The organism is Pseudomonas sp. Marseille-Q5117 (assembly GCF_946901175.1).
In the GTDB taxonomy this organism is placed as follows: domain Bacteria; phylum Pseudomonadota; class Gammaproteobacteria; order Pseudomonadales; family Pseudomonadaceae; genus Aquipseudomonas; species Aquipseudomonas iranensis.
This window is the reverse complement of the sequence record NZ_CAMPPP010000017.1, coordinates 1-20,914: the sequence shown is the minus strand read 5'-3', so window position 1 is coordinate 20,914 and position 20,914 is coordinate 1. Positions and strand designations below refer to the sequence as shown.

Below are 20,914 nucleotides of genomic sequence, written 5' to 3'. Positions count from 1 at the left end.
ACAACTTCTCCAGAAGCCATGAACTGTGCCCTGCTCGGGCTCGATGCTAATTTGCCTGACGATCTCGGAGGGCGAATCTTGAGCATGAAAAAAATTCTGATGCTGGGCGTAATTTCTGTGGTGCTCTCAGGCTGTGGCAGTGTCTCGACCGTTTTACAGGGCGACGCCGATGCTGCCCGTGACCTGCGCAAAAAGAAGACCTACTGCCAATCGATTCCGCGCATCTACAGTGGTCTGGCCTTCGATTTTTGCACTCTGAATGCGCCGCCTGATCCTACGGGCATGCTGGCGCCCTTTGTGTTACTCGATCTTCCGCTGTCCGCCGTGTTCGATACCGTTTCCTTGCCCTATACGATTTACCGGCAAATCGAGGATGGCAATCTCAGTATCTATTGGCGTCCCAATCGCGGGTGACTTTGTGCAGTTTTGTCTTTTTGAAAACCGGGGCGAGGTGCGCGAGGTTCTTGAAGGCGTAGAGCCTCAACACACCGACGCGAGATACAGTGACTTCGTCATTTATATTGATGAAAGCGGTGATCACGGAATGCAGCGGTTGGACCCTTACTATCCGATTTTCGTACTTGCTTTCTGTGTCTTTCATAAGCGCCACTATTGCGAAAAGGTCATCCCAGCCGTTCAGAAGTTCAAGTTCAATCACATGGGACATGATCTGATCGGGCTGCATGAGCTTGAGATTAGAAAAGAAAAGGCGCTTTCTCTAGTATGTTTACCTCAAAGGCGCATAAGCATGCGTTTCTTGCCGAATTGACCGGCATCATTGAGGCCAGCAATTTTGTCTTGATCAGCTGTGTCATCGACAAAGCTCCACTTCGCGAAAAGCAGGGTTCTCTGGAGAATCCGTATCACCTGGCGCTCGGCTTCTGTCTGGAAACTCTCTACGATTTTTTACTTGAGAAGGGCCAGGACCATGCATCGACGCACGTGATTTTTGAGCGTCGAGGAAAGCGGGAAGATAACGAGCTGGAGTTAGAGTTTCGCAGAATGTGCGGTGGTGCGAACCGGTTGGGGGTGCAACTGCCGTTCGACATCGTCTTTGCCACAAAACAAGTCAATTCCACCGGCTTACAGCTGGCTGACCTCGTTGCGAGACCCATTGGTATGAGTGTCTTGAGAGCGGGTCAGGAAAACCGCGCGTTCGAAGTGCTCAAGCGCAAGTTTTATTGCAGCGGTGGGCGCACAAACGCTGGAGAAGGCTTCGAGAATTGGGGCTTGAAGATTTTCCCGCCTCCAGAAAGCGAAAAGCCCCGGTGATCTCACCGAGGCATTAGCGCCGACCGGGATCCCCCAGTCCATTTGCGTTGGAGTCTATTGCGACGTCCAAAGCGTGTCAACGTGGCGACTGCCTGTTCCTGCTAGAGGCTTGCGGGCGCTTTTACGCTATAATCCCGCCCTTTAGCTGCCACTCGCCCTGTGCGAGGGCACATCAATTTTCAAGGCGCATCGCGCCTGCATGCAGACTAAAGAGGCTAGACCCCTGTGGCATTGACGATTCTTGGCCTGTCCGGCGCCCTTAGCCATGATCCTTCCGCAGCCTTGTACATCGACGGCAAGCTGGTCGCGGCGGCTGAGGAAGAGCGCTTCGTACGCGATAAACATGCAAAGAACCGCATGCCCTACGAATCGGCGAAATTCTGCCTCGAGCAAGCCGGTATCAAACCTTCCGACGTTGACGTGGTGGCGATTCCATTCGCCCCGATCAGCCTGTTCGGCAAGGCCCGCTGGCATTACGCCAAGCGCTACTGGTACGCCCCGGATCGTGCTCTCGATGCGATCCTGATGGGCAACCGTCGCTACAAGCGCTATCGCAACAAGATCGTCTGGTGCCTCGAGCAACTAGGCTTCGATCCGAAGAAAATCAAGATTGAGCCGGTCGAGCATCACCTGGCCCACGCCTCCAGTGCTTATCACTGCTCGGGTTTCAAAGAGAAAACCGCGATCCTCGGCATCGACGGTAAAGGTGAATACGCCACGACCTTTTTCGGTTATGGCGAAAACGGCAAGATTCACAAGATCAAGGAATTCTTCGACCCGGATTCCCTCGGTGGTTTGTACGGTGCGATCACTGAATTCCTCGGTTTCGAGATGCTCGACGGCGAGTTCAAGGTCATGGGCATGGCGCCGTACGGCGACGCCAGCAAATATGATTTCTCGCGTCTGGCCTCGTTCGAGAACGGCGAGCTGGTGATCAACACCGACTACGCCAACGTCATCGGCCTGCGTCGTTATAAAGAAAAGGGCAAAGGCTTCTACTTCTCGCCGAAGCTGATCGAGTGGCTGGGTCCGAAGCGCGAAGGCGACATCGCCGACGAGCCTTACATCCACTACGCCGCGAGCATGCAAGCGCTGTTCGAGAAGCTGGCGTTGCAGATGATCGACTACTACCTGGGCGACGTGCTCAAGGAAACCGGCAAACTGGCTTTCGCCGGTGGCTGTGCCTTGAACGTCAAGCTGAACCAGAAAATCATCGCGCGCGACGACATCAAAGAGCTGTTCGTACAGCCTGCGTCCGGCGATGCCGGCACCGCGGTCGGCGCTGCTGCTTACGTGTCGCACGCCCGTGGCGTACCGGTCGAGAAGATGGAACACGTCTACCTCGGCCCGTCGTACAGCAACGAGGACGTGATTGCCGCCTGCGCCCGTCACGAGAACAAGCCGACCTGGCGCAAGCTCGACAACATGCCCGAGCAGATCGCCAAAATCATGGTCGATGGCAACCCGGTAGCCTGGTTCCAGGGCCGCATGGAATTCGGCCCGCGGGCGCTGGGTGGCCGTTCGATCATCGGCTGCCCGAGCGTGGCCGGTGTCGCCGACCGCATCAACCACCAGATCAAGTTCCGCGAGCGCTGGAGGCCTTTCTGCCCGTCGATGCTCGACACCGTCGCGCCGCAGATGATCAAGATCGACCACCCGGCACCATTCATGACTTTCACCTTCGAAGTCGCCGAAGAATGGAAAACCCGCGTGCCGGAAGTTGTCCATGAAGACGGTACTTCCCGGGCTCAAGTGCTCAAGCGCGAATACAATCCGCGCTACTACGACATGATGAAGGCGCTGGAAAACCTCACCGGCAATGGCGTCTCGCTTAACACTTCGCTCAACCGTCGTGGCGAGCCGATGATCTGCTCGCCGACCGACGCGCTGAACATGTTTTTCGGCTCTGACCTGCAATATCTGATCATGGAAGACATTCTGGTGGTCAAAGAGGGCGCGAACGCTTATGACTCGCTCGGCTGAACGCCATGTGCTGCAGTTCTGTCACGGCTATGACGGGCCGTTCCTGGACTGCGCGCGGCAGTACGCCAGCCTGTTCGCCGGCACCGGCTATCGGGTGACCACGGTGTTTCTCACCGGGGCCGCCGATAGCGAGGTGGCCGCAGCGTGCGCTTCCGATGAAGTGTTGTTCATGGAGTACAGCTCCAAAGCCATTCGTGGCCTGAAACTGGGGGCTATCGGCGATCTGCGCAAGATCGTCGCCTCACGCAATTTCAGTCTTTGCATCGCCCATCGCTTCAAGCCGATCTATATCGCCTTGCTTGGCACCTCGCTGCCGGTGATTGGTGTGCACCACGCATTCGGCGATTACCAGCGTGGCACGCGCAAGCTCTTCGCACATATTTTCCGCAAGCGCCTGAGCCTGCTCGGGGTGTCGGATGCGGTGCGCGACGACATGCGTCGCTGCCTGCCGAAGTGGCCGGCAAGCCGAATCCAGACGTTGTACAACCGCATCGATGTGCCGGCGCTGCAAGCCAGTCAAGTAGCGGCCGAGCAAGCGCGTCAGATCCTCGGGCTGTCGCCGGATGCCTGGATCGTCGGCAACGTCGGTCGCCTGCACCCGGACAAGGATCAGGCCACGTTGCTGCGCGGGTTTGCCCAGGCGCTGCCGGGCCTGCCGGACAACAGTCAGCTGGCCATTCTCGGCAGCGGCCGTCTGGAGCAGGATCTCAAGGCTCTGGCGCGCGAGCTGGGGATTGCCGATCGAGTGTTGTTTCTCGGTCAGGTGCCTGATGCGCGTGACTACTTTCGCGCCTTCGATGTATTTGCCCTGAGCTCCGATCACGAGCCGTTCGGCATGGTGCTGCTGGAGGCCATGGCCGCCGGCTTACCGTTGCTGGCCACCGCCTGCGGCGGGGCGAAGGAAGTGGTGGAGGGTGTGGGCATTCTGTTTCCACTCGGCGATGCCGAACATCTGGCTCAAGGGCTGCAACACCTGGCCGCGATGGATGAGCCGCAGCGTCGTCAATGTGCACAGATGATGCTCGAGCGACTGCATGAGCGTTTCTCCGACCGTGCAGTGCGCGAGACCTTCTGGCGCCTGCCGCCAGTTACCGATCTGGCAACGAGGGGCTGATGCTCAACCGATTTCAAGGCTGGCGCGAACGTGGCTGGTCGCCCGTTGACGCCTCGACCTATGCCACTGCCTGGCAGCGTTATGGCGGCAGTGTCGCAACGCATCCGCTGGTCATCGAGCGCTTGGCGGACCTGGCCGGGATCCCGGTGCGTTATCTGGCCTGGCAGCCGCAGGGCGACATCAAAGCCGCCATCGCTACCTGGGGTCGCGATCTGGCGCTGTCCAAGGACGTGCTCAAACGCAACGGCAAGAAAGGCCTGTTCGACCTCGGCAATGCCGAGCTGATTCTGCCTGCCGCCGTAGATGCTCAGGCACCGCTGCGTCATCGGGCGCGCTATTTGTCGGCGCTCAACGAAAGCCGTTTCAGTGGCCTGAAGTTGCAGGCTGAACAACTGGCCATGGCCCGCACACCGGAAGAACTGTCGAAAAAGTTTCGCTACAACCAGCGTCGCGAATTGCGCCTGCTGGAAGAAGCGGGCGGTGTGGTGCGAGCGGTCAGCGAGTTTTCCAGCGTTGAACTGGCAGCGATGTACTGCGATCTGTTCCAGCGCCGTTGGGGTTTTCCGGCCACCGGTGCGGCGCGCATGGCCGAGGTCATCGAGTTGCTGCGCGAGCTGTTGATCGGCTCGGTCATTTTCCTCAACGATGCGCCGATTGCGATTCAACTGGTCTACCGCGTCGAGGCGCCGGAATGGATCAGTGTCGAATATGTGAATGGCGGCGTTGATCCCGAGACCCGCGAGTTCAGCCCCGGCAGCGTGCTGAGCTTTCTCAATACGCAAAGCGCCTGGGAACATGCACGGGCACTCGGCAAGCCGTTGCGGTTTTCGTTCGGTCGCGCTGACCGTGAATACAAGGATCGCTGGTGCAACCCTGTGCCGGTCTTCACCGTATGAGTCAGACCATGAGCCGCAAACAGCAATTGCTCAAGCGCCATCGACGCAATAAACGCGTGACTGTGCTGGTCGCTTTGATCGCCATCATCGCGCTGAGCGTGCTGGTCGCCTGGTGGCTGGCGCCGGTGTTGCTGATCGGCGGCTGGATCGCCCATGAAGCGTGGTTTGCCGATCATCTGTTCTACGCCCCGAGCGACGATTACCAATACAGCTTCCCGCCGTACACGCCGCAGCCGAAGGTGCATCTGAACGGCGAGCAGCTGCGTCTGGACGAAGGGGTGATGCTGGGCGATGACGCCATGCTGATCCTGGCTGTGCGGGTCAAAAGTACCTGGCTGGGACGTTTTCTTGATCCTCGCGTCGAGTTGTCGGGCGGCGGCAATCCTGACGTGCAGACTTTTGAACGCGGTGTCGGCGGCCTGCGCTATCTGAACCTCAGCGGTCAGGCGCAAGCATTGTCCGAAGGAGTATTGCGTCTGCGCGGCCGTTTCTGTCGAGTGTCGGGCGAGCCGGTGCTGTGGGCGCTGGGACACGCCGATTACCGTCGTCAGCGGGTCATGGTCATTGCCCCTCACGCGGATGATGCGGAGCTGGCGGCGTTCGGCTTGTACAGTCAGGCCGATGAAGCCTGGATCGTTACCCTGACTGCTGGTGAAATCGAGGCCGAACACTATCAGCAGATGGGCATGAGCAAGGTCGAAGCCGCGCGGCTGAAGGGACGTTTGCGCGCCTGGGACAGCCTCACCGTGCCGCAATGGGCCGGTGTCCCTCAGGAACGCTGCGTGCAGTTCGGGTATTTCTGCCTGCAACTGGCCGCGATGCGTGACAGGCCGGATCTACCTGTGGGCTCGCGCGAAGCGGACTTGAGCGATACCCGCCTGTTCCGTCAATTCAATCCATTTGTGCTCCCGGGGGACGCCGATGGCGCGCCGACTTGGAACAATCTGCTGGCCGATCTGCGCGAAACGATGCTGCGCGCTCGTCCGGACGTCATCGTGCTGCCGCATCCGGCGCTCGACCCGCATCCTGACCACATCTGCGCGCAGCAGGCTGTGCTTGAAGTGTTGAAAGGTCTGGACTGGCAGCCGACGCTGCTCGGTTATGCCAACCACCTGCACGATAACGACCGGTGGCCGATGGGTAATAGTGGTGATGGCGTGGCTCTGCCGCCAGCCTTTGATGCTGGCGTGCCGGTGCAGCCTGTATGCCTGGCGTTGTCCGCAGAGCAGCAGCGTGACAAAGCCATGGCCCTGGGCATGATGCATGACTTGCAGCCGCCTGCGCCGTTCAAGCGTCGCTTGCGTCGCAGCCTGCAGCGATTACTGGCTGGGCGCTCCGGTTCGCCTTATGGCGAAAACGAATTTTTCCGCAAGGCGGTTCGGCGACATGAACTGTTCTGGCGTTTGTAACGACACAGGCGCCCGCGCAAGACTTTCTTGCGGGCGGGCATGTTCAGGTTTGCTCGGGTTGCTGTTGCGGCAAGGAAGACAATGAAAGTTCTATTTCTGGTGCAGAAAGATCAACGGGCCATTCTCGATCGGTTGTACGAGGGTGTCGCCGCCCATTGTGAGTGCGATCTGCGCTGGTTGAGCGGTGACGAGCAGCGCAATCTGCGTCGATACTTTCGCCGCGAAGTAGACGTTTCCCGCTATGACCGCATCGTGTTTTTCCTGCGCTTCAAGCAGGAGATCCGGCAGGTCGGATTTATTCGCACCATCCCCAATCTGGTGATTCTGGAGCACGACGCCTATCAGAATTACATCCCCTGCAAGTACACCGGCAAGTTCAGTGCGCACTATCGGCGTTTGCCGTGGGCACGGGTGATCAGTTCCGGTTTCGTGGTGGCCGAGCGCCTGCGCTCGGAGGGCTTCGACGCCGTGTTCGTGCCCAAGGGCTACGATCAGACGCAATTGCAGGACCTGGGGCGCGAGCGGGATATCGAACTTGCCTTCGTCGGCAGTACCAACAGTGTGGCCTACAGCGGCCGCAAGGCACTGCTGGATGAATTGGGCCAGGTCGAGCCGCTGCTGGTGACGCGGACCAAGTCCGGGGCTGAATACCTGGAAACGCTCAACCGTATCCGCTTTTTTGTCAGCGCGGACGTTGGCATGGGCGAGTTCATGATCAAGAACTTCGAGGCGATGGCTTGCGGCTGCGTTCTGCTGGCCTATGATCAAGGCGCCGCCGAAAACGCAGCGCTGGGTTTGCAGGACATGCATAACGTGGTGTTCTATCAGACGATCGCGCAGTTGCAGGAAAAGCTGGCCACGCTGCGCGAGGATCCGCAACTGGCGCAACGCATCGCTGACAACGGTCGCGAACTGGCGGTGGAGCAGTTCAGCTTCGCGCGGATCGGTCAGCGCATCGTTGAAGAGCTTGAGCCACCGCTGCGTGAGCGGGCGCCGCTGAGTCTGCTGGAAAAAATCCGCCTGAAAGTGGGCATTTGACAAGTGTCATATAGCCAGTGATATTGCTGGCGACTTCTGATTAACGAGATTTCGGTGCAATTTTCCAAAGAAAGCCAGATTACATTGGTGGTTACCAGCTGCGGTCGACTTGATCTGCTCAAGACCACTCTCGATAGCTTCGACCGGTACAACACGGCACCCATTCGGGAAGTGTTCATCACCGAAGATGCCGGCGACGAAGGCGTTGCCGGGATTCTGCCTGCTCATTGGAAAGAACATTGCACGATCTTCGTCAATCGTCCGAAGCTGGGCCAGTTGGCATCGATCGACCTGGCCTACGGGCAGGTCAGCACACCCTATATCTTTCATTGCGAAGACGACTGGGAGTTCTACCGTCCAGGGTTCGTGGAAGACTCGATGACCGTTCTGCAGGCCCGGCCGGAAATTCTGCAGATCTGGTTGCGCAGCTATAATCACGATCTGCGGGTTCACAGTCCTTACATCCATTTGGGCGCGCGCGAGATTGTCGATGGCGTCGCGTGTTATCCGCTGATTTCCGACAAGCCGGAGTGGCAGGGGTTCTCGCTGAACCCTGGGTTGCGTCGACTCGAGGACTATCGGTTGTGTGCGCCTTTCGCCGGTCATGGTGGCGAGAAGGCCTTGTCACAGCGCTACTCACAACTGAACAGGGACGCCTTGATACTCGAGGCAGACGCGGTCATGCACACCGGTTTCGGTCTGCATGTGCAAACGGATGTCGAGCGTGAACGCAAAGCGCGCCGCAATCGCCGCGAACAGATCAAATTTGCCTTGTTTCTGTTGCTGGGAGTCTGCATTGGCTGGTTCATCAACTGAGTACGAGTACCGCGCAGCTTGTCCCCGCAAATCCGTGCAACGGCTTTCTGCCCGATGAATATTCTCAATATCATGTGGGCCGGTGGCGCTCCGTTCGCATCAATCCATAAAGTGCATCAGCAGATACTCTCTCAGGCTGCGCCGTCGGCGGTGGTCAAAACCTGGCTCCTCCAGGGGCAGGGAGCCGAGTGCGGCGTGGATGTCGGTGAGGTCCGGGAGTGGCAGTTATCGTCAGCCCGCCTGAAGGGGCGGCATTTCTGGCGTTTGGCCAAACCCGTGATGCGGGCGAGGTTTCGCCAGGCGCTCGTGGACAGTGACGCTCGATTGCTGCTGCTGGACGGCATGGGTGTCGCACGCACGTTGTTACCGGTCCTCAAGAAACTGCCGCATATCCGCGCGGTAGTGATCTTCCACGGTTCGGCGCGTTTGAATGCCGGCGACCAGGCACTCTTTCAGGCAATTCCTGCGTCCCGGCTGACATTGGTTGCCGTTTCCAGCACCCTTGCCGATTCACTGGCCCGCGATCTGCGGATGCCTGTCACCGCGCTGCGAAGTGCGTTCGATCCTGAGGCTTTTCGCGCTGACCTGCTCACCCGCGAGCAAGCCCGGACACGGTTGGGTTTGCCGCAAGGCGATGCGCCAGTATTGGGCGCCGTAGGGCGGCTGGTCTCGGAAAAAGGTTTCGGCTATCTGCTGGATGCCTTTGCCGCAGCACTCGACACCCGCCCGGACTTGCGCCTGGTCATTGTTGGCGAAGGCTCCAAACGCGCGGCGCTGGAACAGCGCATCGACGCGCTTGGCTTGCACGAGAAGGTCTTGCTGACCGGCCATCTGAACGAAGCAGCGCAGCTTTATCGTGCGTTCGACTGGGTGGCCATCCCTTCGCTGGAGGAGGGCCTGGGTCTGGTCATGCAGGAAGCGGTGATGGCCGGCGTACCGGTGCTGTGCAGCGATCTGGAGGTGTTCAGCGAACAGCTGGGCAGCGCCGGCTGGTATGCGCCGGTCAATGACACGAAAGCCTGGGCCGAGGCCATCGACCGCGCCTTCAGTGCCTCATCTCAAGCGATCAATGCCGAGCAGTACCGGATGCTCGCTCCGGACGAGGCCTGGTCGAGCTTCAGCCAGGCTGCCCGCGCATTGTTTTCATGACGACAACACCGCGCGCTCAAGTGCCTGCATCGGAAAGCTGTCGTTCAGCTTTTCGCGCGCAATATAGCGTGCGAAGTGTTGCAGGTTGCGTTTGATCAAGCGCTTTGGCAACGGTCCGCGGGTAAAGCGCATGTCGGCAACATCGATCAGGCCCATGCGGTTGTCTGGCGTGACCACGATGTTGCCAAGATGCAGGGAGCGGAAATAGATGCCCGAGCGATGCAGGCTGCGTATCAGGGCGGCGAGGTCCGGCAATGCCTGCTTCCACTCGAACCCTTGTTTGCTGGCGATCTGACGCAGCGTCTGCCCTGGCAGAGGCTCATACAGCACGGCGGTCATGCCTGGTTTTTCAAGGCGAAAGAACTGCAGGATCTGTAAGGTCGGTACGCCGAGTTTTTGCAGCTCGACGGCATTGTCGATGAACCGCTTCGAATAGGGGCGCAGCAGAGCGGATGAAAAAAACCGCTTGCGACGGAACAGTTTGAGAATTTTTCCATCTTGCAGCAGGTAGACTTTCGGCCCGTAGCTGTCCGCTTCCAGCACTTTGGCAGCGTCGATCATTTGGTCTAGAGCGGCTTGGGAGAGCCGGGAGCATCGCATCGTAGGAAGCCTTGTCGAAAGTGCGGGGTGTTGTAGCAGGCAATGATGCCGAAAAGTTTCGATTTTAACCATGCCGCGTCGCATGGGCGAACCCTTGTCAGGAGCAGATTGATGCAGGAAACACGTTGGGCGCAACTATGGATGGCGACGGGGCTCTTGTGGTTTTTACTGGCCATTGCCGTAGCGCCCACTAACAAGGTTTACCAGCAGGGGCTGGTTGCTCTCGTCTGGTTGCCGGCGCTAGTGCTGGGCTGGTCTGCGCGGCACCGCGTCAGGGAAGTGCTTTACGAGCAACGCTGGATCTACCTGCCGTTCCTCGGATTGCTGGTCTGGTCGCTGATCAGTCTGGCATGGACAAACGCACCGGAAACGGGCCGCGAGGCCAAGCGTCTGTTGTACATCGTGGTGTTCCTGCTGGTTTTTCCGGTGTTTGCCAGCGGACGCCCCGAGCGGTTGATTCGCCTGATGCAGTGGGGCGGTCTGGGATTGGCGGTGACGGCGCTGGTGGCGATTGTCAGGTTCTACATCATTGACGGCAACGCCTGGTCTGCGCGGGTGGAAGGTCTGGGTGAGCTGGCGCATCCGATCCTCGGCGGCTATGTCATCGGCCTCGCGGCCGTGTGGCTGGCCCTGTGGGCGCCGCGTGATCTGATGCGGCAAGGGATCTGGGCGCTGGCGTTGACGGTGCTGGTTGTTTTTGTCCTGATGAGTCAGAGCCGCGGTGCGGCGTTGGCGCTGTTTCTGACCATCCTGGCCATGCCGATCTGGTGCCGTGACCGGCACAGCCGAATCGTCGCAGCCGTGGCACTGGTGGTGGCGATTGCGGCGCTGTGGCTGTTCGAGCCGTTGGTGCTGGCGCGCGGGGTCTCGTATCGCCCGCAGATTCTGATGGCTTCTCTGGATATGATCGCCAAGCACCCCTGGGGCGGGCTGGGTCTGGGTGGGGACTATCGGGTGCTCTGGTCTGGAATGACCTTCGATCACGCCCACAACCTGTTCACCCATGTCGCGATCGTGCTGGGTCTGCCGGGACTGCTGTTATGGTCTGCCGTCTGGTTCGGCGTGATTTTCCAGGCGTGGAAAGTTCGGGAAACGCTGTATGCCCGGGGGATCATCGGTATCTGGCTGTTCTCGACACTGGCGATGCAGTTCGACGCTGCCAGCCTCACCGGCACCCCGCGCGCCGAGTGGTTCATCAGCTGGCTGCCGTTGGGGCTTGCCAGCGTTTTGGTATGGGCGCGGGCCAATGGCGGCGCTTGTGATAAAATTTCGCGTTCTTCTTAACCAGTGAGCTCTACGATGACTGACGCACCGCCCAAAGCGGAACAGGAATCCAGCCTGAAAATCTACTTTCGGCTGTTGGGGTACGTAAAACCCTATATCGGTCTTTTCCTGCTGAGTATCGTGGGCTTCGTGATCTTTGCTTCCACGCAACCGATGCTGGCCGGGATTCTCAAGTATTTTGTCGATGGCCTGAGCAATCCCGAAGCGGTGCTCTTTCCCAATGTGCCTTATCTGCGAGACGTGCAGCTGTTGATGGCTGTGCCGTTGCTGATCATTTTGATCGCAGCGTGGCAGGGCCTTGGCTCGTTTCTCGGCAACTATTACCTGGCGAGGGTTTCGTTGGGGCTGGTGCATGACCTGCGTATCGAATTGTTCAACAAACTGTTGGTACTGCCCAACCGCTATTTCGATACCCACAACTCGGGTCATCTGATCTCGCGCATCACCTTCAACGTGACCATGGTCACCGGCGCCGCCACAGATGCCATCAAAGTGGTGATCCGCGAAGGCCTGACCGTGGTTTTCCTGTTCGCCTATCTGCTCTGGATGAACTGGAAACTGACTCTGGTGATGCTGGCGATCCTGCCCGTGATCGCGTTCATGGTCGGCAACACCAGCAAGAAATTCCGCAAGCAGAGCAAGAAGATTCAAGTGGCCATGGGCGACGTCACCCATGTGGCTTCGGAAACCATTCAAGGCTATCGCGTGGTGCGCAGTTTTGGTGGCGAGGCTTATGAGCAGCAGCGTTTTGCCGCGGCCAGCCAGAGCAACACCGACAAACAGTTGCGCATGACCAAGACTGGCGCGGTGTATACGCCGATGCTGCAGCTGGTGATCTACACCGCCATGGCCGTCCTGATGTTCCTGGTATTGTTTCTGCGCGGTGATGCAACGGCCGGTGATCTGGTCGCGTACATCACGGCAGCGGGTTTGCTGCCCAAACCGATCCGGCAATTGTCCGAAGTCAGCTCGACCATCCAGAAAGGTGTGGCCGGTGCTGAAAGCATTTTCGAGCAACTCGACGTTGAACCGGAAATCGATACCGGCACGATCGAGCGTGATCGGGTCAGTGGCCACCTGGCGGTGAACAACCTCAGCTTCACTTACCCGGGCACCGAACGGGAAGTGCTGAAAAACATCAGCTTCACCGCGTCGCCAGGTCAGATGATCGCATTGGTCGGGCGTTCCGGCAGCGGCAAATCGACGCTGGCCAGTCTCATTCCGCGCTTCTATCACCACGAGACCGGCGAAATTCTGCTCGATGATGTCGAGATCGAAGATTATCGCCTGCGCAATCTGCGCCGCCATGTAGCGCAAGTGACCCAGCACGTGACGCTGTTCAACGACACCATCGCCAACAACATCGCTTACGGCGATCTCGCAGGCGCGCCTCGCGAGGACATCGAAAAGGCCGCCCGTGATGCATTTGCCATGGACTTCATCGCGCAGATGCCTCAAGGCCTGGATACCCAGGTCGGCGAGAACGGTGTGCTGTTGTCTGGTGGCCAGCGTCAGCGTCTGGCGATTGCCCGGGCGCTGTTGAAAAACGCCCCACTGCTGATCCTCGACGAAGCGACGTCGGCCCTCGATACCGAATCCGAGCGGCACATTCAGGCGGCACTCGACCATGTCATGAAGGGCCGCACCACGCTGGTCATTGCCCACCGTTTGTCGACCATCGAAAAGGCCGATCTGATTCTGGTCATGGATCAGGGCGAGATCGTCGAGCGCGGCACTCATGCCCAACTGCTTGCCCACAATGGTTACTACGCGCGTCTGCATGCGATGGGCCTGGATGCCCCGGCCGAAGACATTGCGTGATCTGCAGACCAGGGTGAGCCAGCCTCACCCTCGTGTATTCCCGGTGCGCGCGATCCTGTTAATATCGCGCCCCTGTTCATTTTGTATGTGGGTTGCTCCATGAAATTGTCGATGCCGCGATTCGATCAAGCCCCTGTCTTGGTGGTCGGCGATGTCATGCTCGACCGTTACTGGCATGGCGGAACCTCACGGATTTCTCCTGAGGCGCCGGTTCCGGTGGTCAAGGTCGAGCAGATCGAAGATCGCCCGGGCGGTGCCGCCAACGTTGCGCTGAACATTGCCGCGCTGGGTGCGCCGGCATCGCTGGTGGGCGTGACCGGCGATGACGAAGCCGCCGACAGCCTGAGCAACAGTCTCAAGGGAGCGGGCGTACGAGCCCTGTTTCAGCGCATCGCCCATCAACCGACCATCGTCAAGCTGCGGGTCATGAGCCGGCACCAGCAACTGCTGCGTATCGATTTCGAAGAGGTGTTCGCCACCGATGCGCTGGCACTGGCCGCGCAGGTCGACGAGCTGCTGGAAGGCATCAAAGTGCTGGTGCTGTCGGATTACGGCAAAGGCGCACTGAAGAATCATCAGACGCTGATCCAGGCCGCTCGTGCCAAAGGCATTCCGGTGCTGGCCGATCCCAAGGGCAAGGATTTTTCGATCTACCGCGGTGCCAGCCTGATCACGCCGAACCTCAGCGAGTTCGAAACCATCGTTGGTGGTTGCGCCGATGAGCACGAACTGGTGAGCAAGGGTGCCGTGCTGATGCAGGACCTCGACCTCGGCGCACTGCTGGTGACCCGCGGCGAACACGGCATGACCTTGTTGCGCCCGGACCATCCGGCGTTGCACCTGCCGGCCCGCGCCCGCGAAGTGTTCGACGTGACCGGTGCCGGCGATACGGTGATTTCGACCTTGGCCGCGGCCATCGCCGCAGGCGAAGAACTGCCGCACGCAGTGGCGCTGGCCAATCTGGCAGCAGGCATCGTCGTCGGCAAGTTGGGTACAGCAGCGATCAGCGCCCCGGAACTGCGCCGCGCCATTCAGCGCGAAGAAGGTTCGGAGCGAGGCGTGCTGGGACTTGAGCAGCTGCTGCTGGCGGTTGACGATGCCCGTGCGCACAACGAGCGGATTGTTTTCACCAACGGCTGCTTCGATATCCTGCATGCCGGCCATGTCACCTATCTGGAACAGGCCCGCGCTCAGGGCGACCGTCTGATCGTGGCGGTCAACGATGACGCCTCGGTCAGCCGCCTGAAAGGCCCGGGCCGGCCGATCAACAGCGTGGATCGCCGCATGGCGGTACTCGCCGGTCTCGGCGCTGTGGATTGGGTGATCAGCTTCTCTGAAGGCACGCCGGAAAACCTGCTGCGCGAGGTCAAACCGGATGTGTTGGTCAAGGGTGGCGATTACGGCATCGATCAGGTGGTCGGCGCCGATATCGTCACTGCTTACGGCGGCACGGTGAAAGTGCTGGGGCTGGTGGAAAACAGCTCGACCACAGCAATCGTGGAAAAGATCCGCGGCCAATAAGCTCAAGAGATCGCAGCCTGCGCCAGCGCCTGAACAGAATTGTGCAGGCGCTGGCGCAGGCTGCGATCTTTTTGCTTTTCAGGAATTCACTTTCTTGCGCGGTACGATTTTCTTCAGCAGCTGCCTGGCCTTGCCGCGCAGGCGTGCCAGTCCAGTGGCCTTCTCCGCTGGCGTCAGGCCCTGTTGGCGCAACCAGTCCTTCCAGCGAATCCGCTCATCGCGCACCAGCCAGCCATCCTGGCGGGCAAAGCTTTCAGCCAGATACAGACCGCGCGTACTCGCCGGATACAGCTGATCCTTTTTCAGGGTATACAACTCAGGCAGCGGCTGACCGTCGTGCAATGGCATCAAATACAGGTCAGGCCGTTTGCGATCGAGCCGCGCCACCAGTTGATCGCCTTCCAGGCGCTCGTCGACATGAAACAGGCTCAGGGATTTGGCTTCCTTGGGTACGTCCAGGCGCAGGTCATAGATCAATTGCAGGGACGCCGTTGGCAAATGCACGTACGCCCGTGGCCGCTCCAGCAATTGCAGGTTGGCGCAGCGCACCGGCCGTGCCGAACCGGACAGCGGTGTCAGGCGAAACGGCAGCGCTTCGCGGTAATGCAGCGCGGCGGAGTAGGGCGCGGGCAGCCAGGTGTCATTGAAACGCCCGCCGAGCCAGCCTTCCGGGGTTTCCAGCAGGCACTCTTCGGCAATTTCCTGAATCGCCGTGTGCAGCGGAATATTCAGCTCATGGGCCGGCACGTAGCCGGAAATCAGCTTCAGTACCACGTCGCCGCGATCCTGGCGACGCTGGCGCACCAGCACCCAGTAATCGCGGTTCTGCCAATGCAGGGTCAGGCGCACGGACACGCCGAGGTTGGCCAGTTCCAGTGCGAAGCGCTCGCTGTCGGCAACGCTGACCGGTTTACGCCGTTGCAGGGTCTGGGCGAAGTTCAGCGGCATGCCGACGCTCTGATAGCTCAGGCCTTCGGGCGTGGCTTCGACGAACAGCGGCAGCGTCTTGAAGTTGCTCGGGTTCTTGCGGATGAGCGTGCGCGGCATATCGGCTCCTGGCTTAAGGCCGCGGGGCGGCGTCAGTGACTACGCAGGACCTGGGCAACGGTCGCTACGTTATGGGCGAGGTGCAGCGGATTGATTGTGCCGACAATAGCACTGGCGACGCCGGGCTGAGTGAACAGCAACTCGAAGCTGGCGCGCACCGGATCGACTCCCGGACTCAGACAGACATGACCGCTGGCCAGGGCTTTTTTCACCAGAATCGCTTTGCCGTGGGCAGCAGCATAGTCAATGACTGCCTTTTCGTTTTGTTCGTTCAGATTGTAGGTGACCATCGCGCAGTCGCCTTGCTCCAGCGCTTTCAGCCCACCTTCGACGGTTTTCCCGGAAAAACCGAAGCCGCGAATCTTGCCCTCGGCCTTCAGCGCCGCGAGGGTGGCGTAGACCTCTTCGTGCTCGAGGATGGCCATGTCGTTGCCGTCCGAGTGCACGAGGACCAGATCGATGAAATCCGTTTCCAGACGTTGCAGGCTGCGCTCGACCGACATTCGCGTGTGCGCAGCGCTGAAGTCGTGGCGCGACAGGCCATCGGCAAACTCTTCGCCGACCTTGCTGACAATCACCCAATCCTGTCGCTGACCGCGCAGCAGCGGGCCGAGGCGTTCTTCGCTGCGACCATAGGCCGGCGCGGTGTCGATCAGGTTGATGCCCAGATCCCGCGCCTGGCGCAGCAGCATGCGCGCCTCGTCGTCGCCGGGAATCTGAAAGCCGTTGGGGTATTTCACCCCTTGATCGCGGCCGAGTTTGACCGTGCCCAGACCCAGCGGCGACACCGACAGGCCGGTGCTGCCCAGCGGGCGATGCAGTTCGTGCAGAGTGGCGATGGTCATGGCAGCAGTTGCTCCCACGCGGGTACACCGAGCGGCGGTTTCGGCAGCGGCGGCAGCGGTTCAGTCGCCTGCGGCTGGATGCCGTCGCGTTGCAACGAAGCGATGACGCGGTCGGCGAAGTCCGGCGCCAGTGCCAGTTTGGTCGGCCAGCCGACGAGCAAGCGACCTTCCTCGGCGAGGAACGCGTTGTCCGGGCGGGTCAGGCCGGTTTGCAGCGGCTCAGCGCGATCGACGCGCAGGGTCGCCCATCGCGTGGTGCTGAGGTCGATCCACGGCAGCAGCTGGGCGATTTCCTTCTGTGCGGTGGCAATCTGTTCGGCCGGCTCGCGAGCCACGCCTTCGCTTTCGGCGATGTCACCGCCCATGTACCAGACCCACTGACCATCAGCCGCCGGATGCGTGGTCACGGTGATGCGCGGCTTGGTGCCGCCGCCCAGGCAGTGCGCGTACAGCGGTTTCAAGCCGGGGCCTTTGGCGAGGATCATGTGCAGGGGGCGGCGCTGCATGGCCGGACGGCTCAGGCCCAAGGCTTCGAGCAGTTCGGCAGTACCGGCGCCGGCGCTGAGGACGATGCGCTGGGCGCGGATCTCACGGCCGTCGACTTTCAGGCCGACCAGCACGCCGGCTTCCAGCAGTGGTTCGATAACCTGACCGGCGAGCAAACCGTCGCCCGCCAGGTCGGCGAGGCGCTGGATCAGGCTCGGTACATCCACTACCAGTTCGGCGAGACGGTAGACCTTGCCCTTGAAACGCTTGTCTTGCAAAGCCGGCGGCAGTTCGTCGCCTTTGACCTGATCGACCCGGCCACGCACGGCTTTGCTGGCGAAGAAACTGGTCAGATTGCCGGCCAAAGTGCCTGGCGACCACAGGTAATGCGCTTCGGACAGCAGACGTACGCCGGACAGATCCAGCTCACCAGTCCCGGCCAGCGCTTCGCGCCAGCGTCGCGGCATGTCGGCGATCGCTTCAGAAGCGCCAGTCAGTGCGCCGTGCAGCGCGTACTTGGCGCCGCCGTGGATGATGCCCTGGGACTTCACGCTCTGCCCGCCACCGAGGCTGGCGCTTTCCACCAGCACGGTCGAAAAACCCTGACGGCGCAGGCGCGCATTCAGCCAGAGGCCAGCGACACCAGCGCCGACAATCAGAACGTCGGTGGAAATAACGGATGGCATGCAGCGACCTCGGAGCTTGAAGAAGCCGCAAGTTTCAAGCTTCAAGCTGCAAGCTGCAACCCGGACCAGCAAATCAGCAATGCTTGCGGCTTGCCGCTTGAAGCTTGCTGCTGCTTTTTAATGCCCGGCAGTTTTCGAAAACAGCTGAATCACGACGACCCCCAGCACGATCAACGCCATCCCCAGCATCGCCGGTACGTCGAGCTTCTGCCCGTAAATGAACAGAGCGGCGACGCTGACCATGACAATGCCCATCCCCGCCCAGACCGCGTAGGCAACGCCCACCGGTACGGTGCGCACCACCAGCGTCAGCATCCAGAATGCAATCCCGTAGCCGACAATCACCAGAATCAGCGGTAGAGGAGTGCTGAAGCCCTTGACCGCTTTCATCGAAACGGTGGCGATCACTTCGGCGCAGATGGCGATGGCCAGATAGACGTAGGCGTTCATGGTTTCGATCCTCAAATAAATCGTTGCTTGCTGAGGCGACATTTTAGGGATTGCTCAGATGGGGTAAAGTCATTACCTATCTGTTCTATAGATGGGTTGGTAGCAAGCATGCAATGGAATCTCGATCAGCTGCGGGTATTTGTCGATGTCGCTGAACAGCGGTCTTTCTCCGCCGTGGCGCGCCGACAACGCAAGGCGCAATCGGCGATCAGCAGCGCCGTTGCGATGCTCGAAGAGGATTTGGGCGTGAGCCTGTTCGAACGCAGCAGCGGTCGGCAGCCGATGCTCACCGAGGCGGGCGCGGCATTGCTGGAAGAGGCCCGCGAAGTGTTGCGCCAGTGCGAGCGCCTCAACGGCAGGGCCATGGCGATGCTGCGCGGTCAGGAGGCGCAGTTGCGGGTGGCTCAGGACGAGGCGATGCCGTATCAGGCGCTGGTGGAAAGTTTCGGCGAACTGGCCGAGCAGTTTCCCAGCCTGGAAGTGCAACTGACCAGCGCCGCCCAAGGCGAAGTCGCGCGCAAACTGGTCGAGCGTCGCGCTGATCTCGGCCTGCTGTTCTATCACGATGAAATCCCCGAAGCCCTTGAACGCCGCGTGCTTGGCCGCGTCGAAATGCTCACGGTATGCGGCGTCAATCATCCGCTGGCGCAGCAGGCTTACGTGACGTGCGAGCAACTGGCGCAGCACCGGCAACTGCTGATGTCGACGCAGACCAGCGTCTACCCCGGCAACGAGCCGGCCAGCCCGCAGGTGTGGCGCGCCGACAGTTTTTACGTGATGTCCGAATGGCTGGTGCGGGATCTCGGCTGGGCCTGGTTACCGCGCCACGTTGTGCAGTACTCGGCGTATCAGGGCCAAATGATTGAGCTCGACAGTGAATGGACGCCGCCGGCGCTTGTGGTGGAACTGGTCTGGCGCCGCGACGAACCGCTCGGCCCCGCCGCGCGCTGGCTGGCGGAACGTTTTGCCGTACACTTGCGGGCGATCGGCGACAAAAGCCGATAAACTCCGCCGCCATGAATAGAACTCTCTACACCGCGCTGTTTTACCTGGGGCTGCCATTGGTGGCGATTCGGCTGTGGCTGCGCGCGCGCAAGGCGCCGGCGTATGCCAAGCGCATTGGCGAGCGCTTTACTCTTGGCATGCCGACCTTGCAGCCCGGCGGCATCTGGGTGCACGCGGTGTCGGTGGGCGAAAGCATTGCCGCCGCGCCGATGATCCGCGCGCTGCTGGAACGCTATCCGGCGCTGCCGATCACCGTGACCTGCATGACCCCGACCGGTTCGGAGCGGATTCAGGCACTGTTCGCCAACGAGGCGCGCATTCAACACTGCTATCTGCCGTATGACTTGCCTTGTGCGGCGGCACGTTTTCTGGATCACGTGCAGCCGAAACTGGCGGTGATCATGGAAACCGAGCTGTGGCCCAACCACATTCATCAGTGTGCCAAGCGCGGGATTCCGGTGGCGCTGGCCAATGGGCGGTTGTCGCAGCGTTCCGCCAAAGGCTATGGCCGCTTCAGCAAACTCACCGCGCCTATGCTTGCCGAGATGAGCCTGTTGGCGGTGCAGACCGAAGCCGAGGCCCAGCGCTTCCGCGATCTCGGCGCGCGTTCGGAAACCGTTGACGTCACCGGTTCGATCAAGTTCGACCTGACTATCGACCCGCAACTGTTGCAGCGTGCAGCCGATCTGCGTAGCCAGTGGCAGGCACAGGATCGTCCCGTGTGGATCGCCGCGAGCACTCACGAAGGCGAAGACGAAGTGGTGCTCGACGCCCATCGTCGCCTGTTGGCCAATCATCCGGATGCATTATTGATTCTGGTGCCGCGTCATCCGGAGCGCTTCAATTCGGTGTTCGACCTGTGCCAGCGCGAAGATTTCGCCACGGTACGTCGCTCGACCGGGGCCAATGTCGATGCGCAGACGCGCGTGCTGCTTGGCGACACCATGGGCGAGTTGCTGTTTCTCTATGCCCTGGCCGACAGCGCATTTGTCGGCGGCAGTCTGGTGCCGAATGGCGGGCACAACCTGCTCGAACCCGCCGCGCTGGCGAAACCGGTACTCAGCGGCCCACACCTGTTCAACTTCCTCGACATCGCCGCGCAACTGCGCGAAGCCGGGGCGTTGGCCGAAGTGGATGATGCCGAAGGCCTCGCAGTCGAGGTGCAGCGCTTGTTCGAACTGCCGCGTGATGCGCAGCGCATGGCCGAGGCCGGGCTGGCGGTGATGCGGCGCAATCAGGGCGCATTGCAGCGGCTGCTGGATGGCTTGGCGCGGCTGATCCAATAGTCGCTTGGAATATGACTGTGGTGAGGGGATTTATCCCCGCTGGGTTGCGAAGCAGCCCCAAAACCATTCAGCGCGGTGATTCAGTCAGATCTGGCAAGCAGGATTTACGACTGCTGCGCAGCCGGACGGGGATAAATCCCCTCGCCACAGTGGATTAATTCCAGATTTTTCATGGCCGTGCCTTTGGCTGGATGGGCTGGCGCGGC

Annotated in this window: 20 protein-coding genes; 15 read left to right on the top strand and 5 right to left on the bottom strand. The window is 60.4% G+C overall.

All coding sequences use genetic code 11. The features are described from left to right. The first annotated feature begins 84 nt into the window (after positions 1-84). The 10 genes from OC605_RS22710 to OC605_RS22670 all read left to right on the top strand — a co-directional run bounded on the left by OC605_RS22710 (position 85) and on the right by OC605_RS22670 (position 9,677). A complete protein-coding gene (locus OC605_RS22710) occupies positions 85-414 on the top strand; it encodes a YceK/YidQ family lipoprotein (RefSeq protein WP_371915143.1) in 330 nt (109 codons plus the stop codon). Then, positions 374-769, top strand: coding sequence for a DUF3800 domain-containing protein (locus OC605_RS28235; protein ID WP_410056017.1), 396 nt, complete (start codon positions 374-376; stop codon positions 767-769). The genes OC605_RS22710 and OC605_RS28235 overlap by 41 nt, the downstream gene beginning before the upstream one ends. Further along, a complete protein-coding gene (locus tag OC605_RS28230) occupies positions 724-1,272 on the top strand; it encodes a DUF3800 domain-containing protein (protein WP_410056016.1) in 549 nt (182 codons plus the stop codon). Before OC605_RS28235 ends, OC605_RS28230 begins: the two co-directional genes overlap by 46 nt. 225 nt (positions 1,273-1,497) lie before the next feature. Then, a complete protein-coding gene (locus tag OC605_RS22700; protein WP_007967355.1) occupies positions 1,498-3,255 on the top strand; it encodes a carbamoyltransferase in 1,758 nt (585 codons plus the stop codon). After that, positions 3,239-4,369 carry a glycosyltransferase gene (locus OC605_RS22695; RefSeq protein ID WP_262139616.1) on the top strand — a complete coding sequence of 377 codons (1,131 nt, stop codon included), beginning with the start codon at positions 3,239-3,241 and terminating at the stop codon, positions 4,367-4,369. The genes OC605_RS22700 and OC605_RS22695 overlap by 17 nt, the downstream gene beginning before the upstream one ends. Further along, positions 4,369-5,265 (top strand): antimicrobial resistance protein Mig-14, encoded by an 897-nt coding sequence (locus tag OC605_RS22690; RefSeq protein WP_262139614.1) that lies wholly within the window; start codon positions 4,369-4,371, stop codon positions 5,263-5,265. The genes OC605_RS22695 and OC605_RS22690 overlap by 1 nt, the downstream gene beginning before the upstream one ends. A gap of 8 nt (positions 5,266-5,273) precedes the next feature. Further along, on the top strand, positions 5,274-6,674 hold the full coding sequence (locus OC605_RS22685; protein ID WP_262139612.1) for a PIG-L family deacetylase: 1,401 nt from the start codon (positions 5,274-5,276) through the stop codon (positions 6,672-6,674). A gap of 81 nt (positions 6,675-6,755) precedes the next feature. Continuing rightward, positions 6,756-7,712: a glycosyltransferase gene (locus OC605_RS22680; RefSeq protein WP_262139610.1), complete on the top strand. Its 957-nt coding sequence runs from the start codon at positions 6,756-6,758 to the stop codon at positions 7,710-7,712. Positions 7,713-7,766: 54 nt separating this feature from the next. Next, entirely contained in the window at positions 7,767-8,528 is a 762-nt protein-coding gene (locus tag OC605_RS22675) for a glycosyltransferase family 2 protein (protein ID WP_262139608.1), read from the top strand. Positions 8,529-8,582: 54 nt separating this feature from the next. Continuing rightward, positions 8,583-9,677 carry a glycosyltransferase gene (locus OC605_RS22670; RefSeq protein ID WP_186567555.1) on the top strand — a complete coding sequence of 365 codons (1,095 nt, stop codon included), beginning with the start codon at positions 8,583-8,585 and terminating at the stop codon, positions 9,675-9,677. Here OC605_RS22670 and OC605_RS22665 read toward each other — a convergent pair. Beyond that, positions 9,672-10,238 carry a lipopolysaccharide kinase InaA family protein gene (locus tag OC605_RS22665; protein WP_016771986.1) on the bottom strand — a complete coding sequence of 189 codons (567 nt, stop codon included), beginning with the start codon at positions 10,236-10,238 and terminating at the stop codon, positions 9,672-9,674. The genes OC605_RS22670 and OC605_RS22665 overlap by 6 nt on opposite strands. A 150-nt stretch (positions 10,239-10,388) precedes the next feature. Here OC605_RS22665 and OC605_RS22660 point away from each other — a divergent pair, with 150 nt between their 5' ends. The 3 genes from OC605_RS22660 (at position 10,389) to hldE (ending at position 14,903) form a co-directional block, all read left to right on the top strand. Next, a complete protein-coding gene (locus OC605_RS22660) occupies positions 10,389-11,561 on the top strand; it encodes an O-antigen ligase family protein (RefSeq protein WP_262139604.1) in 1,173 nt (390 codons plus the stop codon). A 15-nt stretch (positions 11,562-11,576) separates the two neighbouring features. Further along, a complete protein-coding gene (gene msbA, locus OC605_RS22655; protein ID WP_016771984.1) occupies positions 11,577-13,382 on the top strand; it encodes a lipid A export permease/ATP-binding protein MsbA in 1,806 nt (601 codons plus the stop codon). A gap of 99 nt (positions 13,383-13,481) precedes the next feature. Further along, positions 13,482-14,903: a bifunctional D-glycero-beta-D-manno-heptose-7-phosphate kinase/D-glycero-beta-D-manno-heptose 1-phosphate adenylyltransferase HldE gene (gene hldE, locus OC605_RS22650; protein ID WP_016771983.1), complete on the top strand. Its 1,422-nt coding sequence runs from the start codon at positions 13,482-13,484 to the stop codon at positions 14,901-14,903. Positions 14,904-14,981: 78 nt separating this feature from the next. On the opposite strand, the gene OC605_RS22645 is transcribed toward hldE, so the two are convergent. From OC605_RS22645 to OC605_RS22630, 4 genes are all read right to left on the bottom strand, one after another. Then, positions 14,982-15,950 (bottom strand): hypothetical protein, encoded by a 969-nt coding sequence (locus tag OC605_RS22645; protein WP_024011335.1) that lies wholly within the window; start codon positions 15,948-15,950, stop codon positions 14,982-14,984. A gap of 32 nt (positions 15,951-15,982) precedes the next feature. Further along, a complete protein-coding gene (locus OC605_RS22640) occupies positions 15,983-16,795 on the bottom strand; it encodes an aldo/keto reductase (RefSeq protein ID WP_217879207.1) in 813 nt (270 codons plus the stop codon). Beyond that, positions 16,792-17,967 carry an NAD(P)/FAD-dependent oxidoreductase gene (locus OC605_RS22635; protein ID WP_262139600.1) on the bottom strand — a complete coding sequence of 392 codons (1,176 nt, stop codon included), beginning with the start codon at positions 17,965-17,967 and terminating at the stop codon, positions 16,792-16,794. The genes OC605_RS22640 and OC605_RS22635 overlap by 4 nt, the downstream gene beginning before the upstream one ends. 117 nt (positions 17,968-18,084) lie before the next feature. Beyond that, positions 18,085-18,417, bottom strand: coding sequence for a DMT family transporter (locus OC605_RS22630; RefSeq protein ID WP_016771980.1), 333 nt, complete (start codon positions 18,415-18,417; stop codon positions 18,085-18,087). A gap of 108 nt (positions 18,418-18,525) precedes the next feature. Here OC605_RS22630 and OC605_RS22625 point away from each other — a divergent pair, with 108 nt between their 5' ends. Beyond that, a complete protein-coding gene (locus OC605_RS22625) occupies positions 18,526-19,422 on the top strand; it encodes a LysR family transcriptional regulator (RefSeq protein WP_133337229.1) in 897 nt (298 codons plus the stop codon). Between the two features lie 11 nt (positions 19,423-19,433). Next, the gene (gene waaA, locus OC605_RS22620) at positions 19,434-20,708 is read left to right on the top strand and encodes a lipid IV(A) 3-deoxy-D-manno-octulosonic acid transferase (RefSeq protein WP_262139597.1); all 1,275 of its coding nucleotides are present in this window, start codon (positions 19,434-19,436) and stop codon (positions 20,706-20,708) included. Positions 20,709-20,914: the final 206 nt, after the last annotated feature.